The sequence below is a fragment of the Pseudomonas sp. DR 5-09 genome (assembly GCF_001655595.1).
GTDB classification, from domain to species: domain Bacteria; phylum Pseudomonadota; class Gammaproteobacteria; order Pseudomonadales; family Pseudomonadaceae; genus Aquipseudomonas; species Aquipseudomonas pharyngis.
On sequence record NZ_CP011566.1, the window covers coordinates 214,880 to 239,110 of the forward strand.

Below are 24,231 nucleotides of genomic sequence, written 5' to 3' on the forward strand. Positions count from 1 at the left end.
GCAGCACCATGAGCGCATCCCTGCGTAGCGTTGACGGTCAGGACGAAAGCACCATCCTGCGTGAAATCCAGAGCGCCTTGCGCGACCTGCGTTTCGGCGCGGTGGAAATCACTGTGCATAACGCCCAAGTGGTCCAGATCGAACGCAAAGAGAAATTCCGCTTGCAGCAACCGGGCAACAAACCGAGCTGAACCCAGAAAGATTCCAGCCTGCGCCCGCTCTTGCCGGGGATCAATGCAAGAGTGGGCGCAGGCGGTGATCTTTACAGGCAACCCGATTTTCGCAATCCATAAGAAAAAGCCACCACCAAGAATTCCAGGAGCTTTCACCATGTCGTCGATTCGCCGTTACGCTTTGGCCGCCCTGGCCAGTGCTGTGTTTGCCGGTTCCGCGGTTGCCAAGGATTACGAACTGCTCAACGTGTCGTATGACCCGACACGCGAGCTGTATCAGGATTACAACGCCGAGTTCGTGAAGTACTGGCAGTCGGAGCACGCCGGCGACACCGTGAAAATCCAGCAATCCCACGGCGGTTCGGGCAAGCAGGGCCGTGCGGTGATCGACGGTCTGCGCGCCGACGTCGTGACCCTGGCCCTGGCCGGCGACATCGACGAAATCGCCAAGCTCGGCAAGACCCTGCCGGCCGACTGGCAGAAGCGTCTGCCGGACGCCAGCACTCCTTACACCTCGACCATCGTGTTTCTGGTGCGTAAGGGCAACCCGAAAGGCATCAAGGACTGGGGCGATCTGATCAAGAATGACGTCTCGGTGATCACCCCGAACCCGAAAACCTCCGGCGGTGCACGCTGGAACTTCCTCGCCGCGTGGGCCTACGGCCTGAAAGCCAACGGCGGCAACGAAGCCAAAGCCAAGGAATACGTACAAACCCTGTTCAAACACGTACCGGTTCTGGACACCGGCGCCCGTGGCTCGACCATCACCTTCGTCAACAACGGTCAGGGTGACGTGTTGCTGGCCTGGGAAAACGAAGCCTTCCTGGCGCTGAAAGAAGACGGCGGCAAGGACAAGTTCGACATCGTTGTGCCTTCGCTGTCGATCCTCGCCGAACCACCGGTGGCTGTGGTCGACAAGAACGCCGAGAAGAAGGGCAACGAGCAGATCGCCGAGGCCTATCTCAAGCACCTGTACAGCCCGGCCGGTCAGGAAATCGCGGCGAAGAACTTCTACCGCCCGCGTGACAAGGACGTGGCAGCCAAGTACGCCCAGCAGTTCCCGAAACTGGAACTGGTGACCATTGACAAGGACTTCGGCGGCTGGAAAACCGCACAGCCGAAATTCTTCAACGACGGAGGCGTGTTCGACCAGATCTATCAGGCGCAGTAATCTCAAATGAAACGAGCCTGATGCTCAGGCACGAAACATGTGGGAGCGGGCTTGCTCGCGAAGACGGTGTGTCAGACGACGTAAATGTTGAATGATAGGGCCCATTCGCGAGCAAGCCCGCTCCCACATTGATGCGTTTTTAACCAAGGACTTTTATGTCGCGTCGTATCTCCCCCGTCATACCCGGCTTCGGGCTGACGCTGGGCTACACCTTGGTGTACCTCAGCCTGATTGTGCTAATCCCGCTGGCGGCGATGTTCGTCCACGCCGCCCAACTCACCTGGGATCAGTTCTGGACGATCATCTCCGCGCCCCGCGTGCTCGCCGCATTGAAGCTGAGCTTCGGCACGGCGCTGTGCGCCGCGATCATCAACGGCATCATCGGCACGTTGCTGGCCTGGGTGCTGGTGCGCTACACGTTCCCGGGGCGCAAGGTGATCGACGCGATGATCGATCTGCCGTTCGCCCTGCCGACCGCGGTGGCCGGTATTGCGCTGACGGCGCTGTACACCCCGACCGGACTGGTCGGGCAGTTCGCCGCCGACCTCGGTTTCAAGATCGCCTACACCCCGCTCGGAATCACCCTGGCGCTGACCTTCGTGACCCTGCCGTTCGTGGTGCGCACGGTGCAGCCGGTGCTGGCGGACATTCCGCGTGAGGTCGAAGAAGCGGCGGCGTGCCTCGGTGCCAAACCGTTGCAGGTGTTTCGCCACATTCTGCTGCCGGCGCTGTTGCCGGCCTGGCTGACCGGTTTCGCCCTGGCGTTCGCCCGGGGCGTCGGCGAGTACGGTTCGGTGATATTCATCGCCGGCAACATGCCGATGAAAACCGAGATCCTGCCGCTGCTGATCATGGTCAAGCTCGACCAGTACGATTACACCGGCGCTACCTCCATCGGCGTGTTGATGCTGGTGGTTTCCTTCGTCCTGTTGCTGCTGATCAACTTGCTGCAGCGGCGCATCGAAACCCCATAAGGAGGCGCGAACCATGTCCCAATCGTCTATTGCGGCCGCGTCCTCGGCCAACGCCGCCCGCCGTGGCAGCGCCACTTCGCGCAGAATCCTGATCGGCCTCGGCTGGCTGATTTTCTTCCTGTTTCTGCTGCTGCCACTGTTCATCGTGGTGTCGCAGGGTTTGAAGAACGGCCTCGGCGCGTTCTTCACCGCGATCTTTGAACCGGATGCCTTGTCAGCCCTGAAACTCACCGTGATCGCGGTGCTGGTGTCGGTGCCGTTGAACCTGGTGTTCGGTGTCAGCGCCGCGTGGTGCGTGAGCAAATACTCGTTCCGTGGCAAGAGCATGCTGGTGACGCTGATCGACCTGCCGTTTTCGGTATCGCCGGTGATCGCAGGTTTAGTCTACGTGCTGATGTTCGGCGCCCAGGGCCTGTTCGGGCCGTGGCTGCAGGATCACGACATCCAGATCGTCTTCGCCCTGCCGGGCATCGTGCTGGCGACGATCTTCGTCACCGTGCCGTTCGTGGCCCGTGAGCTGATCCCGCTGATGCAGGAACAAGGCACTCAGGAAGAGGAAGCCGCGCGCCTGCTCGGCGCCAATGGCTGGCAGATGTTCTGGCACGTGACCGTCCCCAACATCAAATGGGGCCTGATCTATGGCGTGGTGCTGTGTACCGCGCGGGCCATGGGTGAGTTCGGTGCGGTGTCGGTGGTTTCCGGGCACATTCGCGGGGTGACCAACACCTTGCCGCTGCACGTCGAGATCCTCTACAACGAATACAACCACGTGGCCGCGTTCGCCGTGGCGAGCCTGTTGCTGATCCTGGCGCTCTTCATCCTGCTGCTCAAGCAGTGGAGCGAAAACCGTATCAACCGCCTGCGCGCCAGCGCCGCGGAGGAATAATTCATGTCGATCGAAGTGCGTAACGTCAGCAAGAATTTCAATGCGTTCAAGGCGCTGGACAACATCAGCCTGGACATCCACAGCGGTGAACTGGTGGCGCTGCTCGGCCCGTCCGGCTGCGGCAAGACCACCTTGCTGCGCATCATTGCCGGTCTGGAAACCCCGGATAACGGCAACATCGTGTTCCACGGCGAAGATGTGTCCGGCCACGACGTGCGGGATCGCAACGTCGGTTTCGTGTTCCAGCACTACGCCCTGTTCCGCCACATGACGGTGTTCGACAACGTCGCGTTCGGCCTGCGCATGAAACCAAAAAACCAGCGCCCGAACGAAAGCCAGATCGCGACCAAGGTTCACGAGCTGCTGAACATGGTGCAACTGGACTGGCTGTCGGATCGTTATCCGGAGCAACTGTCCGGCGGCCAGCGTCAGCGTATCGCCCTGGCCCGTGCCCTGGCGGTAGAGCCGAAAGTGCTGCTGCTCGATGAGCCGTTCGGCGCCCTCGATGCCAAGGTGCGTAAAGAGCTGCGCCGCTGGCTGGCGCGCCTGCACGAAGACATCAACCTGACCTCGGTGTTCGTGACCCACGACCAGGAAGAGGCGATGGAAGTGGCCGACCGCATCGTGGTGATGAACAAGGGCGTGATCGAGCAGATCGGCTCACCGGGCGACGTCTACGAAAACCCGGCCAGCGATTTCGTCTATCACTTCCTCGGCGACTCGAACCGTCTGCATCTGGGCGATGACAACCACGTGCTGTTCCGCCCGCACGAAGTGTCGCTGTCGCGGCATGAACTGGAGGATCACCACGCCGCCGAAGTCCGCGATATCCGGCCGCTGGGTGCGACCACGCGGGTGACGTTGAAGGTTGAGGGGCAGGCTGATCTGATCGAGGCGGAAGTGGTGAAAGACCACGATAGCCTGACCGGGTTGGCCAAGGGTGAGACGTTGTTCTTCAAGCCGAAGGTCTGGCAGAAAGTCGCCAGCCTTTGATGGCAAACACTTTGTTCCCCGCACTGTCGATGTCGACAGTGCGGGGGAGTTCTCAGGCTTAAAATAATGGCTAATCGCTATATTCTTTAGCCCGATTTGATCTAGCGCTTGCCCTGACGGTATTGATTTCTTACCTAATCTCCAAGCTGTGCCAGGAGGCGCAGTGAAGAGTCCATGACGGACCGGCGTATCTCCTGGACCCTGATGCCAAGGAGATAACGATGAGAATGGAAATCCTGCGGCCCGTGCCGTGGCTCGGTTGTGCGTTGTTCGGCGCAATACTGAGCCCGCTGGCATACTCCGCCCCCACGCTGTCGACGCAAATACCCTTCGATGTCACGGCTACCCCGCCATTTTCCCTGATCAGCCTGCAACAGAACTTCGATGAAATGTCGTGGCAGACTTTTATCGCGTTGAACTGGCCGGCGCTGGACAGCGGTGCCCCGAACACGGGTACGCAGATCGGCAAACAGGACGGCGCGACCGTCTGGGAGAGCTGGAAGGAGAGTTATCAAATCTTCCTGGCAAAAGGACAGAAGCCTAACCCCTGGGGCACAGCGGCGACTGTTCCCCCGGCCTGTGAGGGGCTGGGGTCAGGGCGCTTGTTGCAACAAATGGGCAAAGTGCCTGATGTGCTCGATGAATTTATCCAACCTTTCCAGAGCGGGCCGCTGGTGGATCAGAGCGGGGTTTATACGCGCAACGAAATCGTGGTGAACCAGCCAATGTTTGACGACATCGTCAACAACGGTCTGTACAGCATTCAGGGCCAGCAGGCTTTTTTTGCGGCGGATCCGAAGAATACGGTGGCGTTCAGTTGCGGCAATAACGACACCAGTCAGGTCGGTTCGCTGATGGTCAAGGCGTCGTGGAAAGTGCTCGATGGCAATGACCGACGGGAGAACTTCCACACCGTCGATGCGCTGGTCTACACCCCGGGCAACAGTGATCCGAGCAAAGGGCCGGTCGTGCCGGAATCATGCAAGGCCGAACCGGTAGGGCTGGTCGGTCTGCACATCGTGCACAAAACCAGCAGTGCGCCGCAGTGGGTCTGGTCGACTTTCGAGCACGTCGACAACGTGCCGGAGAAGTCCACCCCTGTGGCCGAGCGCAAAGGCCCCTATCTGTTTTACAACGCTAACAGCCAGGCAGAGATCAATCAGCCACCGCCGCGGCCGTGGAACCCGGCAGTGAAGGCCGAACCTTCACAGATTGTTCGCGAGGAGCCTCTGACAGCGGCCACGAAAACGATCAATGGCACTTATCAAACCCTGTTGCGTACGGTGAATCCGAACAGCGTCTGGGCCAATTATCAGTTGATCAGCACGCAGTGGCCGACGCTGACGCCGCAGCCACCGTGCCAGATTTCGAAAACCGAGCCTTTGGGCAGACCGGCACCGACGTTCCTCGCCAACGCGACACTCGAAACCTATATCCAGGGGACGGTGCCGCAAGCTTCTTCCAGCTGCATCGCTTGTCACGGCAATGCCGCGACCCATGTGACCCAGTCGCCGCGCACCAGTTTCGCGGACTTCACCTATCTGCTCGAACGCGCCCAGTCGACTGGCGCGACAAGGAGTCAGCCATGAGCACCGATCTGGACAATTTCGCCGGCCTGTCATCGGCCTTGACCGGCATCCCGCAAACGTTGCTGGCACCTGAAGTCGACCCGGTCGACCTGCCGACGCAGTTCCTGGCCTTCATTGAACCGCGTATCACTTCCTCGGTGTTGCAGGCGTTGTTGAACCAATACGCGACATTGCTGGCCGACAAAGTACCGCCGGATCAAATCGCCCAAGCCGTGCTGATGAACGGCGCGCAACCTGCCGCCACGCAAACGGCCCGGGCAGCCCGTTCGATCATGAAACTGTGGCTGCTGGGTGTCTGGTATCAACCTTATGACGTTGGCAGCAACAAGCAGGGAGATCAGGTGGTGGTCTCCGATCAGGCCTACATCCAGAGCTGGGCGTGGAAAATCGCCCAGGCCCATCCCATGGGTTACAGCGAGTTTTTCTTCGGTTACTGGAACAGCGAACCGCCCAGCCTCGAAGACTTCACCGGCGTCCCTGCCAGCGGACAACAAGGAGTGTCGTCATGAGTACCGAACAAGCAGATGTGGTCATCGTCGGTGCCGGTCTGGCCGGCAGCATCATTGCCTACCAGTTGGGTCTGGCCGGGGTGAAAGTGCTGGTGCTGGAATCCGGTCCGGAAATTCCCGCCAACCGTAATCAATATCTGGAGCGCTTCTATACCGCGACGTTGAAAACACCGGAATCGCCGTACCCGCCGGTCAGCACGCTGGATGCGCCGCGCAATCCGGCAGAACAAAATGCGCCACGCGCAACCATCGCCGATCTGATTCTGGGCTGGGATAAACCTGAAGTCAGCTATCTGGTGCAAAAAGGTCCACTGCCGTTTACCAGTACCTACGAGCGCGTTGGCGGCGGCACCACCTGGCATTGGGTGGCGACGTGCTTGCGCATGGTGCCCAACGATTTTCGCATCAAGACCCTGTATGGCGTGGGTGTCGACTGGCCGATCAGCTACAACGATCTGCAAAGCGCATATTGCCGTGCCGAAGCAGAGATTGGCGTCGCCGCGAATGTTGCGGATCAGGCGTATCTGGGCATGACGTTTCCGCAGAACTATCAATTCCCGATGGCCAGCATTCCGCTGTCGCTGGTCGATGGCAGCTTTGTCGCGGCGGTAAAGGGGCAGACGTTCGACGGATTGCCGCTGGTGGTCAGTCCTACACCGGCGGGGCGCAATTCGCAGCCGTATGCAGGGCGTCGAGTGTGTGCCGGCAACACCAACTGCACGCCGATCTGCCCGATCCAGGCCAAATACGATGCCACCGTCACGCTTAATAACGCCTTGAACACCGGCAATGTTCGGGTGCTCTACAAAGCCGTGGCAAGCAAGGTCACGGTGGCGGCGGACAAGTCCATCAGCGGCATCGAGTTCATTCAGTACCAATTGGGCGACGGTCCGCCGACCGGGACAGGTGTTGCGGTGGGCCAGCGTTATGTCATCGCGGCCCATGCCATTGAAACGCCAAAGTTGCTGCTCAACTCCACCAGCCCCGCGTGGCCCAACGGTGTGGCCAACAGCAGCGGACAGGTCGGGAAAAGTCTGGCCGATCACCCGATCTATCTGGCTTGGGGTTTGATGCCGGAAGGCAAGGCGGTGTTTCCATATCGCGGACCGGTGTCCACGGCGGGCATCGAAAGTCTGCGCGACGGTGCTTTCCGCAGCCAGCGCGCGGCGTGGCGGATCGAGATCGGTAACGAAGGGTTCAACTGGCCGGTCGGCGATCCCTACACCACCGTTGAGGATCTGATCGATGGCACCAACAAAAGCGCTACCAATCCGTTGCCACCGGCCAAAGGGCCGCAACAGGTGTTGTATGGCACGGCGCTGGTGCAAAAACTCAATGACTTGCTGACTCGCCAGTTCCGTATCGGTTTTCTGGTGGAACAGGTGGAGGACGATCCGGATAAAGCCAGGTGTTCCATCGTGCCGTCAAAGCAATACAAGGATCGGTTGGGTATCCCCCGTCCGGAAATTCACTACGACTTGTCCGACTACACCAAGGAGGGTTTCAGGCAGGCGAAGATTCTCGCCACGCACATCATCAAGGACCTGTTGGGCGCGACCGAGCTGACCAAGCCGCTGCCACCGGGCCTGTTCAATTACAAGGGCGTGGATTACAGCTATCAGGGCGCCGGTCATTTGATGGGCACCTACCGCATGGGCGACAACCCGAAAACCTCGGTGGTCGACAAGGATCAGCGCAGTTGGGACCACAAAAACCTGTTTCTGGTCGGTGACGGTGTGTTCCCGAGCACCGGTACTTCAAACCCGAGTCTGACTATCGCGGCGCTGTCGATTCAGGCCGGCGATACCCTGGCCAACGACCTGAAAGCCGTTACGGTGCAGGTTCAGGCCAATCAGCCGTGGCAGGGCACTGGTGTGCAGATCAACGGGCCGAGTCCGCGGCTGGTGCGTTATCTCAGCGGTCGTTGGTTAGCCAGTCCAGTGGGAGGCATGGTCGACGGCAATGGCAGTGCGGGGCTGATTGCCAAGCCCGGCTACACCTTGCCCGGCGCCAATGAGGGCGCTTTGATCGGTCGGATAGGCAGCACTGGCGCGCCGTTTCTGATCGGTGATCTGGCGCAGATTCCATCCGGGCAGCAAGGTGAGTTGCAGCTGTGTATCAACGATGACCTGGAGGGGCGCTACGGAGTCGGACTTGCCGATAATCAGGGATCACTGACGGTGCAGGTGACGTTCGGCGCGCTGTGAACCAAGCCGGGCGGCGTGCGAGAAGGGCACGTCGCCCGGTGTGCTCAGTGGACGGTTTTGTGTTCGCGCAAAACCACAGGCCCCGAGCGCTGTTCGATGGCTCGTTTCAATTCCTGGCGCATCCCGAGCAGGAACGCCAGTTCGGCCACCACAAACAGCGGCCCGACAATCAGTCCGCTCACGTCATCGACGAACGCCGGTTTGCGCCCCTCGTAATGGTGCCCGACAAACTGGATCACCCAGCCGATCACGAACATCGCCAGACCTGCACTCAGCCAGACCATGGTGCTCTGCTGCGCCAATACATGCCCGGCCCAGACCGACAGCCCCATCAACACGGTCATCAGAACACCCAGCTTCAGTTCCAGGCGCAGGTAAAACCACGCCGAAGCAAGGGCGGCAATCACCGCCGGGGAAATCCACAAACTGCCCACCGACCATTCCGGCCGCGACAACAGCACGGCCACCGCCACCACAATCAGCGGAATCCCGATAAAGTGGCTGGCGATGTTGCGCGGGTCACGGTGGTAAGCGGCGTATTGACTCAAATGATCGACGAGGCTTTTCATTGTTGTTCCTCCTGTAGGGTGATCGAATCATGCCCCGGGTTCACGGCTCGCTCTGTCAGGCAGGCGACAATCTTTCGGAGAACGCATGGATAAGGTCTGGCGCGAGCGCCTGCTGACCGGGCAATGGTTCAGTCATCTGCCCTCGTCCTTTCAGGATAGTCTGCTGGCGGCGGCCCGGGAGCGGCGGCTGACGACGGGGCAGCGGCTGTTCCAGCGCGGCGATGCGCCGTGCGGGCTGTACGCGGTGCTCGACGGCGCGGTACGCATCGGCGCGGTCAGCGAGCAGGGCAAGGAGGCGTTGCTGAGTCTGGTGGAGGCGCCGCACTGGTTCGGCGAAATCTGCCTGTTCGACGGCCAGCCGCGCACCCACGATGCCTACGCGGTCGGGCCCTGCACGCTGCTGAACATTCCCCAGGCCACACTGCTGCAACTGCTCGATGAGCGCCCCGTTTACTGGCGACATCTGGCGTTGTTGATGAGCCACAAACTGCGCCTGACCTTCATCAACCTCGAACAGCTGAGCCTGCTGCCGGCCCCGGCACGTCTGGCTCATCGCTTGCTGATGATCGCTGAAGGCTATGGCGAACTGGACCCGCCGCGCCGCGTGCTGCAACTGCCTCAGGAGCAGTTGGCGTCGATGCTGTCGCTATCGCGGCAGACCACCAACCAGATCCTCAAGGAGTTGCAGGGGCAGGGGATTATCGGCTTGAGTTATGGCGAGATCGAAATCCTCGACGCTGTGCGACTGCGCGCGCTGGCGACCCTCTGAAGAACACGGGTTCCCCTGTGGGAGCGGGCTTGCTCGCGAAGGCGGTGGGTCAGCTGACACATCATGAACTGACACACCGCCTTCGCGAGCAAGCCCGCTTGTATGTTTAGACTTGAAGGGGTGGGCGGGACTAAAAGCTCGATTCCGACTCTAGCCAGTACGGACCGTGGGAGACTTCTCGTCCCGCCCTTTCTACCTAAAGCGCCGATAAGGAATTCATCGGTAAAACCGACGATAGAGGCAAGCCAGCGCTACGGTAGACCCCGACAAGCTCTTAAACCCTAGCTCCGAGGATTCGTCATGACAATCCTTACCTCGCCAACGGTGATTGGTGTCGATGTGGCCAATGCCGAAATCGTCGCTTATCGCGAAGATCTGAAAAACATTCAGGTCATCAACAACGACCGTACGTCTATAGGTCGTTGGCTGAAGACCCTGCCCGCACAAAGCTCGATTTCCCTGGAAGCCACTAATCTCTACCACCTGGATACGGCCGAACTGGCCCATGGTATGGGGCATCGGGTTTACGTCGTGGACCCTTACCGGGTGAGCCATTACCGCGAAAGCATCGGTCAGCGTGCAAAAACCGACCCTTGTGATGCACGTCTTCTGGCGCGTTATCTAACCAGTGAACAGCACCGGCTGCGGGTCTGGAGCCCACCACCACGGCACTACACGGTGTTGAAAAGTCTGCTTAACAAGCGTGCGCAGCTGATGAAGGCCCGAGTCAGTATCATGCTGAGCTGGTCAAACGAACCTCTCCTTGAAGATCTTTTGGCCCATGGGTTGGAGCATTTCAAACAGCTTGATCAGGCCATTCAGGAATTACTTCGCAAAGTCAGCCAAGAGGCCGGCATTAGCGAAAACATCAGACGCTGCAAAGCGATTGAAGGGATTGGTGAACTCACGGCAACGGGACTGGCAACTACGTACATGCGAGGTGAGTTCGCCAGCGCCGATGCGTTCATCGCCTTTCTGGGAATGGATTTGAAGGCAAAGGACTCAGGCAAGAAACACAGTCCTCGCCACTTGAGCAAAAAAGGTGACGGGGAATTACGGCGTCTTGCACACAATGCAGCTATGGCAGCTTGTCGGTCCCCTGTTTGGAAACCGTTCTATGAATCCTATCTGGCAAGAGGTCTAGCCAGAACCCAGGCCTTGGTCATCCTCGCCCGTAAGCTTTGCCGGGTGGCATTCGCCCTCATGAAAAATCAGAGCGAATACCAACCCAATTTAAGGTTGCAGGGTTCCCCTGCAACATAGAATCTCCCACATTGGATCGATGTTGTTTTTACGAACCGCGATACGTCGAGAAGCCATAAGGGCTGAGCAGCAGCGGAATGTGATAGTGCTGGTCCGTCTGCTTCACTTTAAAGATCACCGGAATCTCCGGGAAAAACGTCTCGTGCTTCGCCTTCTCGAAGTACTCGCCAGTCTTGAACACCACCCGATACTCACCGGCCTCGAACGGCTTGTTCGCCGGGAACAGTTCGGCGATCCGTCCCTGTTCATTGGTGGTGCCCTGCGCCAGCGGCTGCCAGTCCTGGCCGACATGACGTTCCAGCGTCACGTTGATGCCCGGCGACGGCAGGCCGTTTTCCAGATTGAGTACGTGTACGCTCAGCGGGTTGCCGGCGGCCAGCGCCAGGCTCGAAAAGGCGCTCAATCCAAGCGCGGTGAAAGTCATGCGCAGTGGGGTCATGGTGATGTTCCTCGGTTCAAGTACGGTTGATGGACAGGCCGACGATTTCGGCGGCCTTGATTGCGCAGGTTTCGTCCTGTTCGCCACCGCCGGAACCGGCCACGCCCATGGCGCCGACCAGTTCTTTCCCGGCAAACAACGGGATGCCGCCGCCGAGTAACAGCAACTCATCAAGGGTGTTGAGGTTGGCGGTTTCCGGGTTGTTGCGGGCGCGCTCGGCGAACAGTCGAGTCGGGGTTTTCGTCGATAGTGCGGTGTAGGCCTTGCGTTGGCTGGCGGCGGTGTTGTGCGGGCCGATACCGTCGCCGCGCAAGGTCACCAGCAGGTTGCCGCCACGGTCGAGCACCGATACCGTGCCGGTGCAGTTTTCCAGTGCTGCGTCGGTCAGCAGCCGTGCGGTTTTCAGATCGAGATCGGCGTGACGGGGCAGCTCAGGCGTGGCGTGCGCCGCGCCGCTGAGGCCGATCGCGAGGCTGGCAAGCAGGTATTTGACGGTCATGGGCAGGCTCCAAAAGCGAAGGCCACCACCTTATCCGCCGGTCCCCGTCGAAACCTCGTCAGTCGGATTACAAGTTTGTAATGGGCAACACGGTCGAAGGAGCCTAGCCTGTGTCTCTGATCAATCGAGGTGTGCCATGCGTTTGCTGGTCGTAGAAGATGAAGCCAAAACCGCGAACTTCATCGCCAAAGGGCTGGGAGAGTCGGGTTTTGCCGTGGACGTGGCGCTGAATGGCCTCGACGGTCGCTACTTTATTGAGCAGCAGGAATATGACCTGATCATCCTCGACGTGATGCTGCCGGGCCTCAACGGCTGGCAACTGCTGCAGCTGATCCGCCAGCGCGGCGCCACGCCGGTGCTGTTCCTGACGGCGAAGGACGCCATCGAAGACCGCGTGCGCGGCCTCGAACTGGGGGCCGATGACTATTTGCTCAAGCCGTTCGCCTTCGCCGAATTGCTGGCGCGGGTGCGCACGTTGTTGCGGCGCGGCCCCCTGCGTGAAGCCGAGTCGTACAACATCGCCGATCTGGAAATCGACGTGCTGCGCCGCCGGGTCAGCCGGGGCGGCCAGCGCATCGCCCTGACCAACAAGGAATTCGCCCTGCTGCATCTGCTCGCCAGCCGTCAGGGTGAAGTGCTGTCGCGCACGCTGATCGCCTCGCAGGTGTGGAACCTGAATTTCGACAGCGACACCAACATGGTCGAAGTCGCGGTGCGCCGGCTGCGTTCGAAAGTCGATGATCCGTACATGCCCAAGCTGATCCATACCGTGCGCGGGGTCGGCTATCAACTCGAAGCGCCCGACGATGCGCGCTAGATCCATCGCCTGGCGCCTGGCCCTGGCGTTCGCCGCCGTCTGTGCGTTGGTACTCAGCGCGATTGGCGTGTTTCTGTATCGCTCGCTGGCCTCGGAAATCGCCTGGCGCGACGACATGGCGTTGCTCGGTCGTCTGGAACAGGTGCGCGCGCTGCTCGCCGACAGCGACAGCCTCGACGCCTTGCAGGCGCGGCCACGGCTGTACCAGAACATGCTGGGCAACCTCGACAGTCTGCTGCTGGTGCAACGCGCGGACGGCTCGAATGTGATCACGATCAACCCTCGCCAACGCGCACTGCCGCCCGTGCAGGCCATCCCCCGGGATCAACCGCCGCAACGCCGCGATGTGCTGACCTGGCAGGCGGCGGACGGTGTCGAGCTGGCCCTGTTGTCAGGTCAGGCCCAAGGGCCGAACGGTGAAGCGCTGATCGTGATCGCCGGCAAGGTCTTGAGCGAACGCGAGCAGATGCTCGGCAGCTATCGCCTGCGCTTGTATCTGGCCGTCGGACTGGGTGCCGTGCTCGCCTTCACGCTGGGCCTGGTGCTGTTGCGCCGAGGTTTGCGGCCTCTGCGCAAGCTGAGTGAAGCACTGCGCGGCATCGACCTGCGCAGCCTCGACCAACGCGTTCCCACCGCCGGCACGCCGGCGGAATTGCTGGAGCCGGTACACGCGTTGAACGGCATGCTCGTACGGCTGGACGACGGCTTCCAGCGCCTCTCACAGTTTTCCGCCGACCTCGCCCACGAAATCCGCACGCCCCTGCACACTTTGCTCGCGAGCAACGGCCAGGCACTGAATTACCCGCGCAGCAGCGCCGAGTATCAGGAAGTGCTGGCGTCGAACATGGAAGAATTCGAACGGCTCAAGCGCATGGCCGAGAACCTGATGTTTCTCGCCCGCGCCGAGCAGGCTGAGCGAGCGCTCGATCTGCGCACGCTGGAGCTGCACCAAATCGGCGAAGAGTTATGCGACTACTTCGAAGCCCTGGCCGACGACCGCGGAATCCGTCTGGAAAACACGTTCAGCGGAGAATTGCTGGCGGATCAGCAACTGCTGCAACGCGCCTTGGGCAACCTGTTGGCCAACGCCGTACGCCATGCTGATGCCGGCTCGGTCATCAGCCTGCGCCGACGCGATGAGCCAGGCCTGTGCTGGCTGCAAGTGCACAACCTCGGCCCGGTGATCGCGGATGAGCATCTGGGCAAACTGTTCGACCGCTTCTACCGCGTCGACCCGTCCCGCGCGGAGCGGGGAGACTCCGGCGGATTGGGACTGGCAATCGTGCAGTCGATCATGCAATTGCATGGTGGGCGGGTGCGGGTGAGTAGTGAAGTTGAGGGAACAGTTTTTGAGCTTGGTTTCCCTCTTGAGGTACCGAGGAGGGTGAATTCTCATGATTGATTTGATTCGGAGTTTGGAAATCACCGTCGCCGGTAGCTCCGTAGGGACACTCGTTCGTGGGCAGTCCGGCATGGAGAGCGTGTTCAGATACTGTGAGGGCGTGAACGCTGAGAATGCTGTTTCGCTAACGATGTCAGCTCGGATGGAAAACTACGGCTGGGAGCGAGGTGTTCATCCGATTTTCGAGATGAATTTGCCAGAAGGGGTATTGCGCGATGAATTGATTCGACGCTTCGGCGAAGCAGTTCGTGACTTCGATGCTTTTGCGTTGCTGGCAATAGTGGGTTCAAGTCAGCTAGGACGGCTGGCAGTAGCCTGCGAATCGGTCACAGATCATCAGCCCGAAACGTTATTGTCCGATCTTTTGATACATGACGGCGTTCATGGCTTGTTTGACAATCTGTTGCACAAACATGGCCAGTATTCCGGTGTTTCAGGCGTGCAGCCTAAGGTGTTGGTACGCGATGGTGTGACAGCCGCTCTTTACCCGATTCACCGAGGCTCCACACATCTGGTCAAAGCCTTCCGTCCCGAAGAGTTTCCTGAGCTGGCGACCAACGAGTACTTCTGTATGCGCGCCGCAGCGCTTAGCGGACTTGAAGTGCCAAAGTTTGAATTGAGTGAGCAGGGCAAGTTTCTGGTGGTCGAGCGTTTTGACCTGACTGAGCATGGCTATCTGGGTTTCGAGGACTTTTGCGTACTCAATGGCTGGCCTTCCAGAGCCAAATACGATGGTTCTTACGAAGGCGCTGCCCGACAGATCAAAGCCTTTGTTTCTCCTGCGCTGTTGAGTCAGGCGCTGGAAGCTTTTTTCAAGATCGTGGCGCTGTCAGCGGGACTGAAAAACGGCGATGCGCATCTGAAGAACTTCGGTGTGCTGTATGACCATTGCGGCGCGCAGGCTTCGATCCGGCTAGCCCCGGCTTACGACATCATCACCACATCGGTTTACATCAGGAACGACAGCCTGGCCTTGCTGTTGGGCGGGTCGAAGGCATGGCCCAAGTACAAGGCGCTGATGCGCTTCGGTCGTACGGCGTGCAATCTCACTGAAGGTCGCTGCAATGAACTACTGCAGCAGGTTGTTCATGGCATGCAGACGGCGATGGCGGAAATGCTTGAGCATTGCCGAACCCATCAGTCATTCGCCGAGGTGGGTACGGCAATGATCGAGCAGTGGGAGTCCGGGATTGAACGCAGTCTGACCAAGGGTTGAGCGACCCATTTGCGCTCAGCGCAACTGATCCCGAAACTGCCCCGGCGTCATCCCGGTCCAGCGTTTGAACGCACGGCTGAAGCTGCTGGTATCGGCAAATCCCAACAGGTAACTGACCTCGCTCAGCGAGCATTGCGGATCGCGCAGGTGCAGCAGCGCGAGGTTTTCGCGGCTTTCATTCAGCAGGGTGTCGAAGCGGCAACCCTCGTCCGCCAGATGCCGTTGCAGGCTGCGCAGGCTCAGGTGCAGGGCCTGGGCGATGCGTTCGGCGCTGGGTTCGCCTTCGGGCAGTTGTTCTTCGATGGCGTCGCGTACCTTGCGCTCCCAGGTCAGCGGTTTGAGCTGGGCGAGGGTGCGTTTGAGCACGGCTTCGTTGTGTTCGGCCAGCTCCGGGTTGGCGTCGTCGAGGTGACTGTCGAAGTCGGTGAGGGCGAATTCGATCCGGTCTTCTTCGGCGGAAAAGTGCACCGGCGAGCGGAACACCTTGTGCCATTGATGCGCATCGACCGGTTCCGGGCGACGCAGGTACACCGCCAATGGTGCGTAGTCGCGGCCCAGACGATTGCGGCAGGTGCGTACGTAGATGGCGGCAAAGGCGTCGATGGCTTCGAAGGCGGGTGCCGGATTGCCGGCCGGGATTTTCAGGCGAAAGCGGTAGCGGTCCTCGGTGCGGGTCAGCTCCAGTTCCAGCGCGTCGCTGACCACCTGGTGATAACGCACGATCCGCTCGAACACTTCCCGCAGGCTGCCGCTGGCCACCAACGCATAGCCCAGTGCGTGAAAGGTCGTGGGGCTGACGAACCGCGACACCCGCAAACCAATCGCCGGATCGCCGCTGACCTGCACCGCGATTTCCCACAGGCGCGTGGTGGCGGACAACGGATAGCGGGCGTTCGGGTCATCCATCAGTTGCGGATCGAGCCCGGCCTGCCGGCACAGGGCAGTGCTGTCCAGCCCCAGCGCGTCGAGTTGCTTGCGCAGGGCACGGGTCCAGCTGGCGAGAGAAGTCGGTTCCTTCATGCTGATTGGCGCTTCCGGTCAACAGGTTGGCGTTCTCGGCTACCGCGTTTGGAGTCCGCGCGAGGCAGGATGCGAACATCAATAACCAGAGGATGGAAGCATGGACCGTACTTCTGCAAGTCCCCAGCGACACAATGCTGCCCAGCGATCAGCGCATATTCGCGAAGTGGTGCTGGCCAAGGGCGTGGAGCTGCGCGAGCGCTACCCGATTCTCAAGCATCAGGATGCACTCGGCGCCGGGATTCTCGCCTTTGCCCTGGCCGGAATGATCGGTTCGGCGGCGCTGTATATCAGCGGGCACATGGCGTGGTGGGCGTGTCTGCTACTCAACGCGTTTTTCGCTTCGCTGACCCATGAGCTAGAGCACGACCTGATCCACAGCATGTATTTCCGCAAACAGCGCGTGCTGCACAACCTGATGATGGGCCTGGTGTGGCTGGCGCGGCCGAGCACGATCAACCCTTGGATCCGCCGTCATTTGCACCTCAATCATCACAAGGTGTCCGGCACCGAAACCGACATGGAAGAACGGGCGATCACCAACGGCGAGCCATGGGGTTTTGCGCGATTGCTGATGGTCGGCGACAACGTGATGTCGGCGTTCATCCGCATGCTCCGGGCCAGGACCTGGGCGCACAAGTTCAGCATCATCAAGCGCACGTTGAAGGTCTACGCGCCGCTGGCGCTGGTGCATTGGGGGGCGTGGTATGTGTTTCTCGGATTCCATGCGGCCAATGGCGTCGCTTACTTGATGGGCTCGCCGATTGAATGGTCGGCGACCACGCTTTCAGTGATGCAGGTGATCGACATTACCGCCGTGGTGATCATTGGCCCGAACGTGTTGCGTACGTTTTGCCTGCACTTCATCAGCTCCAACATGCATTACTACGGGGATGTGGAACCGGGCAATGTGCTGCAGCAATGTCAGGTGCTGAATCCTTGGTGGCTGTGGCCGTTGCAGGCGTTCTGCTTCAATTTCGGCAGCAGTCACGGGATTCATCATTTTGTGGTGAAGGAGCCGTTTTACATCCGTCAGCTGACGGTGCCGGTGGCGCATAAGGTGATGCGGGAGATGGGGGTTCGGTTTAATGATTTCGGGACGTTCGGGCGGGCGAACCGGTTTGTTCGCAAGGAGAATGAAGGGTTGGCGGGTAAGGCGATCGAGGTGAACTGACTTTGTGTTTTCGGCTGGATATCCAGCCCTCACCCTAACCCTCTCCCGGAGGGAGAGGGGACTGATTGGGGGATATTCGGGAGATACACCGACTTGAAAGTGCTTTACCGAATCCACAATCAACTCGGTTTCTCAGGTCGATGTATAGCGAAAGACACCTCGGTCAGCTCCCTCTCCCTCTGGGCGGTCCGACGTTTCGGGAGGGCTGGGGTGAGGGAGAGCTTTTGATCCTGCCCTCAATCCGGCTGAAACGGCGACTCACTCAAAATCACGCCGGTCTCCTCCACATACCGCTGCCAATGCTCGATCAGCGCTTCAAGCTTCTGCGGCTGACTCGACGCCAGGTCATGAATCTCCCCCGGATCACTCCCGAGATCGTAAAGCTGCCAGGTCGCCGGCCCCACCGGCCCGGGAATCCACACCGCCTTCCACTGACCCTGCCGAATCGCCCGGCGCCCGAACAATTCCCAACCGGTGACGGTGTGTTCGTCATGCACCTGCGCTGTCTCGCCGGACAAAAAGCCCAGCCACGATTTCCCGCGCAACGGCGCCACCGGTTTGCCGTGCCATTGCTTGCCCGGATGGCGCACGCCGGCCAGATCGAGGATGGTCGGCGTGATGTCCATCACCGTGCCGAAACCATGGCTGATCTGTCCCTTCAGCGGCAGTTGCGGATAGTGCAGCAGCGCCGGAACGCGAATGCCGCCCTCGGTGGTGAACGCCTTGAACAGGCGTGACGGCGCGGTCGCCACCTGCGCCCAGTTCGGCCCGTACCAGACATAGGAATTGGCGCGGCCGATGTTGTCGAGGCTGTTGTCGTAATGCTGGCTCAGATACGTCATCAGCTCCGGGCCGAATTTCGGAAAGGCTTCCAGCAGCGCACCTTCGGCACCGTTGTCGGACATGAACAGGATGAAGGTGTTGTCGAGCTGGCCCTGCTGACGCAGGTAGTCGACGACGCGGCCGATGTTCCAGTCCATGCGCTCGACCATCGCGGCGTAGACTTCCATCGCCCGGGCGGAAATGCGTTTTTGTTCATCGCTCAGCGCGTCCCATTGCGCGGTCAGCTGGATCAGCGGGTGCGGTTCGACATCCGGTTCGATCAGTCCCAGCGACTTGAGCTTTTCCAGACGCTCGAGGCGCAAGACTTCGGGGCCCGCGTCGTAGCGGCCACGGTATTTTTCGACGATGTCGGCGGGCGCCTGCAACGGCCAGTGCGGCGCGGAAAACGGCAGGTAGGCGAAGAACGGTCGGCTCTGATCGCGCTCCTTGAGGTACTGCAACAGCTTGTCGCCGAAGGCGTCGGAGGAATAGAAATCCTTGGGCAATTCGTCGATGAACGTGTCGTCCTCGATGTACAGCGCCGGGGTGGATTTCAGCAGGCCGGGTGTGTGTTCATCGTAGGTCGGTTCGAAGCCGTAGTGGTTGGCCGCGCCGGGCAGCAGCGAGAATGAACGCTCGAAACCACGGGCGTGGGGCGCCAGTTCGGCGGTCAGGCCCAGGTGCCATTTGCCGCTCATCAAGGTCTGGTAACCCGCTTCGCGCAGCAACTCCGGCAGCGCGACGACCCGATCGTTGAGGTAACCCTCGTAACCCGGTTTGCCGATCAGCTCCGGGGTCAGTGCTTCGGCCATGGTGCCGATGCCGGCGATGTGGTGATCGGTGCCGGTGAGCAGCATCGAGCGGGTCGGCGAGCAGGTCGGCGCAGTGTGAAAATCGGTCAGGCGCAGGCCATTGTTGGCCAGGGCATCGAGGTTCGGCGTGGCGATTTCGCCGCCGAACGCGCCGATGTCGGAGAAGCCGAGGTCATCGGCCAGAATCACCAGAAAGTTGGGACGTTGCGGCATCGACAGGCTCCTGTTCAGCAGGCAATGAACGACAGCGGCAGATCGCGGATCTGCACCGGTGCGCTCGGTTGGTAATGGTCGTCACTGGTCAGTTCATGCAGCAGTTCTTCGCGCAGCTGATGGAAGTCGAAACTGCTGCGCTGGCGCGGATGGGGCAGGGCGATGTCCACCACTCGCTTGATCCGGCCGGGGCGCGGTTCCATCACCACCACGCGGTCGGCGAGGAAAATCGCTTCCTCGACATCGTGGGTGACCAGAATCGTGGTGATCTTTGCCCGCTCGCGAATCGCCAGCAGTTCGTCCTGCATCTGCTGGCGGGTGAGCGCGTCGAGGGCGCCGAAGGGTTCGTCGAGCAGCAGGATTCGCGGGCTCGCCACCAACCCGCGAGCAATCGCCACGCGCTGGGCCATGCCGCCGGAGAGCTGATGCGGGTAGGCGCGGGTGAAGTCGCGCAGGCCTACCAGTTCGATGAAGTCGTTGATGCGTTGCTGCTTTTCGGAGGCAGCCAGCGGCTCGTTGACCAGGCCCAGGCCGATGTTGTCGGCCACCGTCAGCCACGGGAACAAACGGTGCTCCTGAAACACGATGCCGCGCTCGCCGCCGATGCCGCTGACGGCTTTGCCATCGACGCTGATCTGCCCGCGAAACTGCGTATCGAGGCCCACCAGCAAGCGCAGCAAAGTGGATTTGCCACAGCCGCTGGAACCGACAATGGCGACGAATTCGCCCTCGGCGATGTCGAGGTTGAATTCGCGAATCGCTTCCAGTTCGAAACCGTCGACGTCGAAGGATTTGCCTACATGGTTGAAGCTGACAATCGGTGCGTTCATGCGTGTCTCCAGCGGGTGGCGCGGATTTCCAGGCGTTGGCCAATGAGGTTGAGCAGGGCGCCGGTGAGGCCGACCAGCAGCATCCCGGCCATGATCAGGTCCATGCGCAGCAGTTGTTGGGCGCCGATCATCTGGCTGCCGATGCCGCCGTTGGACGGCATGAAGTATTCGGCGCCGATGGTGCCGAGCCAGGCGTAGATCAGGCTCAGGCGCAAACCGGCGAAAATTCCCGGCGCAGCGCCCGGCAGGACCAGTCGGCGCAGGCGCTGAGTGAGGCTCAGGCGCAGGACCTGCGCGGCTTCGTTGAGTTGCGGCGAGAGGTTGGCGACGCTGCGTTGAGTCGCGACAAACAATGGAAAGAACGCGGCGAGGGCGACGAACACCCATTTCGCCAGTTCACCTAGCCCGAACCACGCGGTGAGCAGCGGCACCCAGGCGAAAATCGCGATCTGGCGCAGGGCGGCGAGGGTCGGGCCGAGCACGCGTTCGCTGGTGCGTGACAGACCCAGCAGCAAACCCAGCACGAGGCCGAGGCCGCCGCCAATCAACAAGCCGCCGAGGGTGCGGCCCAGGCTCAGTGCCATGCCGGAGATCAACGTGCCGTCGAGCAATCCGTTTTTGGTTGCCTCAAGCACAACCCATGGGCTGACCAGAATGTTGGCATCGATCCATTGCTGGTCGACCGCCAGTTGCCACAACGCAAACAGCGCCAGTGGCAGCAGCCATGGCTGCACGCGCTGCCAGCCTTCGTAGCGTGGGCCGCGACGAATTTCCGCCGTGGCCGGGTGCGGCCAGTGCACCAGTTTTTTGTCCAGCAAACCGATGCCGCGATCCATCGCCACGCCGATCAGGCCGATTACGACGATGCACACGAAGACGATGTCGAGCATGAACAGCTGTCGCGCCCAGACCATCAGGTAACCGATGCCTTCGCTGGAGGCCAGCAGCTCGACGGCGAGCAACGAGGTCCAGCCAGCGGCCAGCGCCAGACGCACGCCAGCCATGAACGCCGGGAGGGCGGCGGGCAGCACCAGTCGGCGGATCAACAGTCGTGGAGGCAAACGTAAAACAGCGGCGGCTTCGCGCAGCTTGGGTTGCGCATCGCGCACGCCGACCAGCGTATGCAAGGTCACCGGCACCACGATGGCTTTGACCAGCACCACCAGTTTCAGCGTTTCGCCGATGCCGAAAAACACCATGAACAACGGAATCCACGCCAGCGTCGGCACCTGGGCCAGGCCGGCGAATGTCGGGAAGATCAGGCGCTCGAGGCGGCGGCTGAAGCCCAGCGCCGCACCGAGCACTGCGCCGGCGCTAACACCCGCCAGCAGTCCCCAGAACAACCGTTGCAGGCTGATCCACAAATGACTCCACAACTCGCCCTGGGACAATTCGATCGCGCTGCTCCACACCAGTGACGGCGCGGGCAGGATCTGTTCGCTCATCCATTGATTGCGCGCCGCCAGCCACCACATGGCGAACAGGGAGAGGGGCAGCAGCCACGGCAGCACACGCTGGCCAAGGCTTGGCCATGAGCGCAGTGCTTTCAGCGGTGGTGCGGGCAGCGGCAGGCTGAGCAGGGATTGTCGGGCCATGGGTGACCTCCGTTGTCGGGTTGCAGGCAGGCCTGCCTTCATGGAAGTGCGGTATGCAAATTGGATATATAAAAATTCAATTCAATTCTATTAGGAGATAAGCCAGACCATTTAAGGCCTCCAGCCCATGCGCATCCAATGCATTCGGAGAATATTTTCGATGCTCTGCATGCATATCGATCTACAGGCCCTGTGCACTCTGGCTTAGCGTTTAAAGCTATAAAAATGTGCTTTTTAAGTATTTAAACGTTAATGCGGAATGTGCCTACTTTCGGCTCCTCAACGCCCGTCGTGATCAGGAGCCGTACCCATGAACCTTCCCTTCAAACGTGTCATCAGTCTGTTTGCCGTGCCGGCGCTGGCAGGGCTGCTGGCGTTCTCTGCCCAGGCCGACGAGCTCAAGGAAATCAGGATTGCCGTGCCTGATCTGAGCGCGGGTACTCAACACAGCGGCGGGGGCATCGTGGACGTGCTGCGCGATCAGCAGATCTTCGAAAAGGCCTTCGCCGATCAAGGCATCAAGATTCAGTGGAGCTTCTTCAAGGGCGCTGGACCGGTGATCAACGAAGCGTTCGCCAACGGCCAGGTGGATCTGGCCTATCTCGGAGATCTGGCGGCCATCATCGGCAAGTCCAACGGTCTGGATACGCGCCTGCTCAGCGCCAGCGCCCGGGGCGTGAAGCAATACCTGGGCGTGGTGCCGGGTTCGGGGATCAAGACGCTGCAGGATCTCAAAGGCAAGCGCGTAGCGATCTTCCGCGGCACTGCGACCCAGTTGTCGTTCGATGCCGCGCTGGCCAGCGTGGGTTTGAGCGAGAAGGACGTGAAGGTGATCAACCTCGATTTCAACGCAGCGGTAGCGGCGCTGGCGGCGAAGCAGATCGATGCGTCGTGGGGCAGTTCCGGGCTGACCGCGTTGCAGGCCAAAGGCCTGGCCGAGTTGCCTCTGAATACCAAGGATCTCGGTGGCGCCGGCAGTGTGCAGTCGGTGCTGGTGGGCACCGGCAAGTTTGTCGACGGGCATCCGGAAGCCGTGGCGAAGCTGCTCAAGGCGCAGCAACAGGCAGTGCAGTGGTTGACGCAGGACAGCAACAAGGACGCCTATGTGCAGCTTGTGTCGGGGCTGGCGAGCTATCCACCGGTGATCCTCACCCAGGATCTGAAGGATCAGAACCTGAGCGAAGTGTTCCCGTCGACACTGGATCCGCTGTTCCTTCAGAACCTGCAGGGCAAGGTGGACCTGGCAGCGCAGCAGAAGCTGATTCGCAAGCCGTTCAAAGTGAACGAGTGGGTGGCGCCAGAGCTGGCGGCTGCAAAGCTATGAGTCATGTGGTCATTCCCGCGCAAGGCGTGGGAATGACCCTCAAACCGCGACGCTGATCGCCTGTTTATCCACCGCCACCAACGTCTCAATCATCGCCCGCGCTGCCGGCGACAGCCGGAATCCCGTCCGGCTGACAATCCCGCACCGCGCATTCATGCTCTCCAGGTTCTGCGGCAGATTGCGCCAGTGCAGCAGCGCCAGCGAGCCCTGGGCGATGTCCTCGACGAACGCCTCTTCAGTACCGACGCCGATCGCGTTGGATTGCAGCACCACTTTCACCAGCGCCGGAAAGTGCTCGGTCTCGATGGTCGGCGAAAAGTCGATCCGTCCGCTGAGATTCGCCAGCAGTTTGCGAATGCCTGGCGGGATCAGCGTGGTCGCCAGCGGATAGTCGAACATGTCGTTGGTCGACAGGCTTTCCTTGGCCAGCAGCGGATGCCCCGGCCGGCAGAAAAACACCCCGCGCTTGGGCGTCAGCGGCTGGGTCTGGAAGTTCGGGTCGGATTCGAAATGGCGAATGTCGGCGATAAAGAATTCGATCTCCTCGCGGCTCAGGGCGCGGCTGAGCTTTTCCCAGTTATCCACCTGAAAGCAGGTACGTACTTTCGGGTGCGCATTGATGAATTGCGCCACCGCGTCCGGCACCAGTTTCACCGCCGGCGCCGGGCCGCAACCGAAGTGCAGTTCGCCGGCATCGAGCTTGGTCATCTGCGTCACCTCGGCGCTGAGCAATGCCGCGCCTTGCACCAGGGTCAGGGCGTGTTGCAGCACCACCTGGCCTTCGGGCGTGGGGCGCAGATCCTTGTTGCCGCGATCCACCAGCACGCAGCCGAACTCCTGCTCCAGCCCTTGAATGCTGCGGCTGAACGCCGGTTGAGTGATGCCCATGGCGTCGGCCGCTCGGACAAAACTGCGGTGTTCGTTGAGGGCGATGAAGTAGCGCAACTGGCGAAGATCCATATGCT

General features: G+C 60.7%; 23 protein-coding genes. 15 read left to right on the plus strand and 8 right to left on the minus strand.

Translation table 11 applies throughout. From position 1 onward, the window contains the following. Positions 1-8: 8 nt before the first annotated feature. The 8 genes from oscA (at position 9) to PDR5_RS00950 (ending at position 8,502) form a co-directional block, all read left to right on the plus strand. Positions 9-191: a sulfur starvation response protein OscA gene (gene oscA, locus PDR5_RS00915; protein ID WP_039772974.1), complete on the plus strand. Its 183-nt coding sequence runs from the start codon at positions 9-11 to the stop codon at positions 189-191. 139 nt (positions 192-330) lie between these two features. Then, positions 331-1,344 carry a sulfate ABC transporter substrate-binding protein gene (locus tag PDR5_RS00920; protein ID WP_011331904.1) on the plus strand — a complete coding sequence of 338 codons (1,014 nt, stop codon included), beginning with the start codon at positions 331-333 and terminating at the stop codon, positions 1,342-1,344. Positions 1,345-1,499: 155 nt separating this feature from the next. Further along, the gene (gene cysT, locus PDR5_RS00925) at positions 1,500-2,318 is read left to right on the plus strand and encodes a sulfate ABC transporter permease subunit CysT (protein WP_007952818.1); all 819 of its coding nucleotides are present in this window, start codon (positions 1,500-1,502) and stop codon (positions 2,316-2,318) included. 13 nt (positions 2,319-2,331) lie between these two features. Beyond that, positions 2,332-3,204: a sulfate ABC transporter permease subunit CysW gene (gene cysW, locus PDR5_RS00930; protein ID WP_011331905.1), complete on the plus strand. Its 873-nt coding sequence runs from the start codon at positions 2,332-2,334 to the stop codon at positions 3,202-3,204. Between the two features lie 3 nt (positions 3,205-3,207). Beyond that, a complete protein-coding gene (locus PDR5_RS00935; protein WP_064592629.1) occupies positions 3,208-4,197 on the plus strand; it encodes a sulfate/molybdate ABC transporter ATP-binding protein in 990 nt (329 codons plus the stop codon). A gap of 221 nt (positions 4,198-4,418) precedes the next feature. Further along, positions 4,419-5,786, plus strand: coding sequence for a cytochrome C (locus tag PDR5_RS00940; RefSeq protein WP_442963849.1), 1,368 nt, complete (start codon positions 4,419-4,421; stop codon positions 5,784-5,786). Then, positions 5,783-6,295, plus strand: a complete 513-nt coding sequence (locus tag PDR5_RS00945; RefSeq protein ID WP_064592634.1) for a hypothetical protein — start codon at positions 5,783-5,785, stop codon at positions 6,293-6,295. Before PDR5_RS00940 ends, PDR5_RS00945 begins: the two co-directional genes overlap by 4 nt. Then, positions 6,292-8,502: a GMC family oxidoreductase gene (locus PDR5_RS00950; RefSeq protein ID WP_064592636.1), complete on the plus strand. Its 2,211-nt coding sequence runs from the start codon at positions 6,292-6,294 to the stop codon at positions 8,500-8,502. Before PDR5_RS00945 ends, PDR5_RS00950 begins: the two co-directional genes overlap by 4 nt. A gap of 44 nt (positions 8,503-8,546) precedes the next feature. Here PDR5_RS00950 and PDR5_RS00955 read toward each other — a convergent pair whose 3' ends face one another. Further along, positions 8,547-9,071, minus strand: coding sequence for an Mpo1 family 2-hydroxy fatty acid dioxygenase (locus tag PDR5_RS00955; RefSeq protein WP_064592638.1), 525 nt, complete (start codon positions 9,069-9,071; stop codon positions 8,547-8,549). Positions 9,072-9,156: 85 nt separating this feature from the next. On the opposite strand from PDR5_RS00955, the gene PDR5_RS00960 reads away from it, so the two are divergent. Both PDR5_RS00960 and PDR5_RS00965 read left to right on the plus strand, forming a co-directional pair. Next, the gene (locus PDR5_RS00960; RefSeq protein WP_064592639.1) at positions 9,157-9,840 is read left to right on the plus strand and encodes a Crp/Fnr family transcriptional regulator; all 684 of its coding nucleotides are present in this window, start codon (positions 9,157-9,159) and stop codon (positions 9,838-9,840) included. 300 nt (positions 9,841-10,140) lie between these two features. Then, the gene (locus PDR5_RS00965; protein ID WP_064592646.1) at positions 10,141-11,103 is read left to right on the plus strand and encodes an IS110 family transposase; all 963 of its coding nucleotides are present in this window, start codon (positions 10,141-10,143) and stop codon (positions 11,101-11,103) included. A gap of 28 nt (positions 11,104-11,131) precedes the next feature. Here the strand turns inward: PDR5_RS00965 and uraH are convergent, their stop codons facing one another. Together uraH and PDR5_RS00975 are read right to left on the minus strand one after the other, a co-directional pair. Further along, positions 11,132-11,542: a hydroxyisourate hydrolase gene (gene uraH, locus PDR5_RS00970; protein ID WP_064592647.1), complete on the minus strand. Its 411-nt coding sequence runs from the start codon at positions 11,540-11,542 to the stop codon at positions 11,132-11,134. Positions 11,543-11,558: 16 nt separating this feature from the next. Further along, positions 11,559-12,041, minus strand: coding sequence for a GlcG/HbpS family heme-binding protein (locus PDR5_RS00975; RefSeq protein ID WP_064592649.1), 483 nt, complete (start codon positions 12,039-12,041; stop codon positions 11,559-11,561). 136 nt (positions 12,042-12,177) lie between these two features. Between PDR5_RS00975 and PDR5_RS00980 the strand changes: the two genes are divergently transcribed. The 3 genes from PDR5_RS00980 to PDR5_RS00990 are packed head-to-tail and all read left to right on the plus strand — an operon-like array spanning position 12,178 to position 15,476. After that, complete coding sequence (locus PDR5_RS00980; RefSeq protein WP_011331911.1) at positions 12,178-12,858, plus strand: heavy metal response regulator transcription factor; 681 nt, start codon at positions 12,178-12,180, stop codon at positions 12,856-12,858. Continuing rightward, positions 12,848-14,260 carry a heavy metal sensor histidine kinase gene (locus tag PDR5_RS00985; RefSeq protein WP_064592651.1) on the plus strand — a complete coding sequence of 471 codons (1,413 nt, stop codon included), beginning with the start codon at positions 12,848-12,850 and terminating at the stop codon, positions 14,258-14,260. Before PDR5_RS00980 ends, PDR5_RS00985 begins: the two co-directional genes overlap by 11 nt. Further along, positions 14,253-15,476: a type II toxin-antitoxin system HipA family toxin gene (locus PDR5_RS00990; protein ID WP_064592653.1), complete on the plus strand. Its 1,224-nt coding sequence runs from the start codon at positions 14,253-14,255 to the stop codon at positions 15,474-15,476. The genes PDR5_RS00985 and PDR5_RS00990 overlap by 8 nt, the downstream gene beginning before the upstream one ends. Before the next feature lie 15 nt (positions 15,477-15,491). Here the strand turns inward: PDR5_RS00990 and PDR5_RS00995 are convergent, their stop codons facing one another. Continuing rightward, a complete protein-coding gene (locus tag PDR5_RS00995; RefSeq protein ID WP_064592655.1) occupies positions 15,492-16,496 on the minus strand; it encodes an AraC family transcriptional regulator in 1,005 nt (334 codons plus the stop codon). Between the two features lie 100 nt (positions 16,497-16,596). Between PDR5_RS00995 and PDR5_RS01000 the strand changes: the two genes are divergently transcribed. Then, positions 16,597-17,670: a fatty acid desaturase gene (locus PDR5_RS01000; protein WP_064592657.1), complete on the plus strand. Its 1,074-nt coding sequence runs from the start codon at positions 16,597-16,599 to the stop codon at positions 17,668-17,670. A gap of 236 nt (positions 17,671-17,906) precedes the next feature. On the opposite strand, the gene PDR5_RS01005 is transcribed toward PDR5_RS01000, so the two are convergent. Genes PDR5_RS01005 through PDR5_RS01015 form a run of 3 tightly spaced genes read right to left on the minus strand, consistent with a single transcriptional unit; the run spans position 17,907 to position 21,942 of the window. Then, complete coding sequence (locus PDR5_RS01005) at positions 17,907-19,517, minus strand: arylsulfatase (RefSeq protein WP_064592659.1); 1,611 nt, start codon at positions 19,515-19,517, stop codon at positions 17,907-17,909. A gap of 14 nt (positions 19,518-19,531) precedes the next feature. Further along, positions 19,532-20,347, minus strand: a complete 816-nt coding sequence (locus PDR5_RS01010; protein ID WP_064592661.1) for an ABC transporter ATP-binding protein — start codon at positions 20,345-20,347, stop codon at positions 19,532-19,534. Beyond that, positions 20,344-21,942, minus strand: a complete 1,599-nt coding sequence (locus tag PDR5_RS01015; protein ID WP_064592663.1) for an ABC transporter permease — start codon at positions 21,940-21,942, stop codon at positions 20,344-20,346. Before PDR5_RS01015 ends, PDR5_RS01010 begins: the two co-directional genes overlap by 4 nt. Before the next feature lie 310 nt (positions 21,943-22,252). On the opposite strand from PDR5_RS01015, the gene PDR5_RS01020 reads away from it, so the two are divergent. Then, entirely contained in the window at positions 22,253-23,266 is a 1,014-nt protein-coding gene (locus PDR5_RS01020) for an ABC transporter substrate-binding protein (RefSeq protein WP_064592665.1), read from the plus strand. Between the two features lie 39 nt (positions 23,267-23,305). On the opposite strand, the gene PDR5_RS01025 is transcribed toward PDR5_RS01020, so the two are convergent. Beyond that, a complete protein-coding gene (locus PDR5_RS01025; protein WP_041475105.1) occupies positions 23,306-24,226 on the minus strand; it encodes a LysR family transcriptional regulator in 921 nt (306 codons plus the stop codon). Positions 24,227-24,231 lie beyond the last annotated feature (5 nt).